Consider the following 3,888-nt stretch of genomic DNA (forward strand, 5'->3'; position numbering starts at 1 on the left):
AGTTCCACGGTATAGATCTCCCCACCCTCCCTGCAGCCGCAAGAAGGGAAAAGTGGCAGAATTTTACTCCGCCCGCAGCGAGACTATCCCGCCGCTACCGTGGCCTAATTTTGCACCGCCGTTCTCACCCGCTGACGATACCAGACCGCATAGAGCGCCGTAAGGATGTCGAGCCGCGTGTTTCCGTTGAACTGGGTGGCGAAGATGTCGGGCTGCAGGTTTTGGTAGAAGGCTTGGCGCAGCATCTCTTCGTCGAAGCGGATGCTGTTGAACCCGGTCCAGGTGGCGGGTGACCAGCGCGCGATCAGGGCCGCGATAGCTTGGGTGAACTCGAAGAGCGACGGCAGTTCCGGATCCAGCAACTGCGCTGGGCGCACACCGGTGACCGCCAGCGCCCAAGGCGAAGGAATGATGTGCGGCGCGATGCGGCAACGCAGATTGACCCGCTCGATCTCCCGGAATTCGCCGTCCGTGAGGATGGCCGCGAATTGCAGGGGCTGATCGAAGGCGGGCGAGATGCCTGTGGTCTCAAAGTCATAGAACGTGAAATTCATGAACATAGCTTAGCGCGCGGCGCTGAAACCGTCTTCTTCCAATGACAGATTGCGAGCGCTGCATCCGCTGTTGTCATTCCATCACAGTGCTCCATTCAAGCGTCACCCCTTTCGATATGTGCAATTCGGGATTTCAACTGCGCTGCCATGATCCTGTCGCTGGCAGTATTGGCAGCCAGCCTGTGGAGTTCGTGCAGCACCCGCTCCCCCTGCCCGATCCGCGCACTTGCTTCCATGACATGGGTGACGGCGTCGTCGATATCGGAGGGGCCTGGATCATAGCCGCGTCCAGCCAGAAGATGGCCGATGGCATGCAAGCCGACCTGCGCGGCAAAAGCTGGCTCCTTGATGACGAAATCCCTAGCTGCGCGAATGAGTGTCGGAGGCACTGCACTCGGTTGCGCAGCACAATCGAGCGCGATGTCGAAATACTTCGCGGTCTTGGCAGCGGCAAACCACTTGCCCTTCGAGCCCTGCGTTTCGATCAGATCTTCAAGGAGCCTTCGCGCATCGAGATCAGGGTAGCGCTTCACCAGATCACGCCACATCGCGAGATAGGTATTGCCCGAGGCCGAGGGCAGGCCAAAGCGGCGATAGGCCTCTTCCTCTCGCCCCTGTGCGACCAGAACGCGCTCACAGAACTGGGCGATGTCCTGATAGCCCCATGGCCGACGATCGCCCTGCAGCAGGGCTTCGGCATAGGCGAGGGCTTCGTCTTCACGGCCCTGACGCAGCAGCGCCTCGGCGCCGAACTTGTCGTCAAACCACAGGTGCGTCTTCTTGCACGCAAGAAGCGCCAGCAACTCATCATGACGCCCGGCTTCCAGCAGGCAGGACAGCGTCAGCGAGCCCGTTGCGACATGAATGAAACGCTCATGATCAGACCAGGCGGCCTCGATCATGTCGAGGTCTCTGTCGGCATGCAGGTTCATCAGGGAGGGAAATGCTGCGATCTGCCCAAAGCAATGCGCGATAGGCGCAAGATAATCCACGCCGTCATCCTCGATGGCTTCGCGGATCTGCTCAAGCCATTTCGCGCGGGTCTTCTCGTCCGCAGGTGCCTCGATCAGGACCGGCAGCAACTCCTCCAGCGTCCGACGCACGGCATTGCCAAGCGCGCCCGAGGACGTGTCGATATGCTCGAAGGCGGGCCAGATGCGCTCGGCAAGCGCGATGACACCTTCGGCGGCCGTCACAGGATCGACGCGCGCAACGGCCCGGATCTCGGAGCTGGCAGATTTCAGGCGCTCGATTGCCTTGGCCGAGGATTTCCAGCTATAGGCGCCTGCGCGCATACCCGGCTTGAATGCCCATTTGTGTGTTGCTCTCGCCGCCATCTACAACCTCCCCGCCATGCGCCGGGCGTTGGTCTCAATGGCCTCGGCTGTCTGTGCAACGTAACCGTTCGTGGCACCGGGAAGCGCGCTCACCTCAGCCGTGATCTTCTCCCGGTTGGCCACCAGTGCATCGACGATCTGCTGCGCGCGGTTCTTCACATCGGTCGGACGATATCCAACGTCTCGGGCGATGGCTTCCCAGTGTCGTCCCGCAACCATGTCCGGATTGCGCTTCTTGCCGTCTATGGATTGGGCATAAGCCTTTACGACATGGGGCCAGGACAGCACCGTCGACACGTCATAAAGGGGCGCCAGGCGCGGCGCGGCACCCACAGGGAGGATCAGTGAATAGTTCTTCGCATGCGCGTCGGTATTGGCGACGAGGATGTTGAAGATAACCTGGTCCAGCAGCGCCAGGGCATCGCTCGCGCTGACATGACGACCGGTCTTGAGGAGGGTTTTGAGGTCGAGCCCGGGCAGCGTGCCGCGCTCGTATTTCCGACCGGGCGGCAGACCATTGGCTTGGGCAAAGTCCTCTTGGTGTAGGCGCAGGAGCTGACCGCTACGCCCGACCCTGCGATCATAGCGCAGCACAGCAATGGCCGTCCGCTTTGGCGAATGGAGGATGGTGGCTTGCGCGGCGTCGATTCCGACGGCCTGCGCCATCCGCAGACACCAGACCTCGTTCTCGGTGATGCCTGGAAGGTTGGGGTTGTCGGGCTTCACAATCAAGGTGGACGGCGCCCCGTTCAGGGGGATGGCAAGTACGTCACCGTCTTGTGGCAGTCGCAGCACTGGCGCGCCCGTCTCGTCGAGCACGGCCAAGGCAGACTTCTTCTGGCCGCCCGCCAGCGACTGACGCACGCCCTCCTCGCCAACCAGAAACGGCCGACGACCGAGATCCTCGAAGTGGCGCTCGAGCGCCAGACGCGGATCGGCGGTGTCGTAGAAACGGGTGAGCGGCGCATAGTCCCACAGCGCCCGATCCGTCGCCGCACCGAAGGATAGAGCACCGGCGGTGTCGCCTCCGATCTCTGCCAGCACCGCGAGGACGTCCCCTTGGTCGAGGCCCAGAGACCTGGTCAGAACCTTGAGCTGGTCTTCCTCCGGCAAGAGGTTCGCCAGCCAAGGCGAGATGTCAGCGGAGGGATAGGGTTCCGCCCGAAGGGGCATCGTTACAGACAAGGGGAAAGCCCCGGCCGTCTTCAGCCAGCGATCTGCATATCGGAACGAGAGAGACCCATCCGCCGCAACGTCGACCTGCCCCACAGCGAGGCCATCAAACCAGACGGGGACGGAAGCCGTCACTGGTAGTCTCCCAGATCATAGCCCTCGGAGGGTGATGTGGCACTGCGCTGAGCCGTGCTTGCTCCTTCGGCTATCAACACTGTGAGGGGTACGCGCAGAGCGTCAGAGATCCGTTTCAGCGTCGTCAGCCGCGGATCACGTTTCCCCGTTTCGATCAGGGAAAGCGCCGGGGCGCTGATGCCGGTCAAACGCGCCAGCTGCTCCAAGCTCAAACCCTGCCCGGCCCGAGCCTCGCGGATCCGGCGACCGGCTTCCGCCAGCAGGGTTTTCTCGGCATCGTCGACCATTCGCGCCACCTTACCTTTTTCGATAAAGATAACGGCGGACAGGCACGCTTTCAAGGTTGTTTATCTTTAACGGTAAATCGCGACACGGCCCCCACTGTTCCACGCGCCCCTTATCGAATAAGGTAAGGTACGTTCGGAGGGCTCGAGCGAATTGCCGGGTTGATCCCAGTGCCGCAGGGGGGACTCGTGATTTGTTGACGTGGCGTTGACGTAAAACGCAAAATGGCCTGTGGTATAATAATACCACAGGCCAAGCTACTGTATTCTTTTGGTTTTTTGGTTGCGGGGACAGGATTTGAACCTGTGACCTTCAGGTTATGAGCCTGACGAGCTACCTGGCTGCTCCACCCCGCGGTATCTGTATTTTGGATCGTTTGAGAGAGATACGCTGGGTATTTTACA

At 61.1% G+C, this 3,888-nt stretch carries 4 protein-coding genes and 1 tRNA gene; all 5 read right to left on the reverse strand.

What is annotated here, in order from left to right; translation table 11 throughout:
• Nucleotides 1-104: 104 nt before the first annotated feature.
• The 5 genes from KAK09_RS18335 to KAK09_RS18355 all read right to left on the reverse strand — a co-directional run bounded on the left by KAK09_RS18335 (nucleotide 105) and on the right by KAK09_RS18355 (nucleotide 3,840).
• Nucleotides 105-554 (reverse strand): exonuclease domain-containing protein, encoded by a 450-nt coding sequence (locus tag KAK09_RS18335; RefSeq protein ID WP_247651423.1) that lies wholly within the window; start codon nucleotides 552-554, stop codon nucleotides 105-107.
• A 95-nt stretch (nucleotides 555-649) separates the two neighbouring features.
• Nucleotides 650-1,891, reverse strand: coding sequence for a hypothetical protein (locus tag KAK09_RS18340; protein WP_210880368.1), 1,242 nt, complete (start codon nucleotides 1,889-1,891; stop codon nucleotides 650-652).
• Entirely contained in the window at nucleotides 1,892-3,199 is a 1,308-nt protein-coding gene (locus tag KAK09_RS18945; RefSeq protein ID WP_210880369.1) for a type II toxin-antitoxin system HipA family toxin, read from the reverse strand.
• Nucleotides 3,196-3,486, reverse strand: a complete 291-nt coding sequence (locus KAK09_RS18350) for a helix-turn-helix domain-containing protein (RefSeq protein ID WP_210880370.1) — start codon at nucleotides 3,484-3,486, stop codon at nucleotides 3,196-3,198. The genes KAK09_RS18945 and KAK09_RS18350 overlap by 4 nt, the downstream gene beginning before the upstream one ends.
• Nucleotides 3,487-3,763: 277 nt before the next feature.
• Nucleotides 3,764-3,840: transfer RNA gene (locus KAK09_RS18355), tRNA-Met, on the reverse strand.
• Nucleotides 3,841-3,888: the final 48 nt, after the last annotated feature.

This window comes from Roseovarius autotrophicus (genome assembly GCF_018069895.1).
In the GTDB taxonomy this organism is placed as follows: domain Bacteria; phylum Pseudomonadota; class Alphaproteobacteria; order Rhodobacterales; family Rhodobacteraceae; genus Roseovarius; species Roseovarius autotrophicus.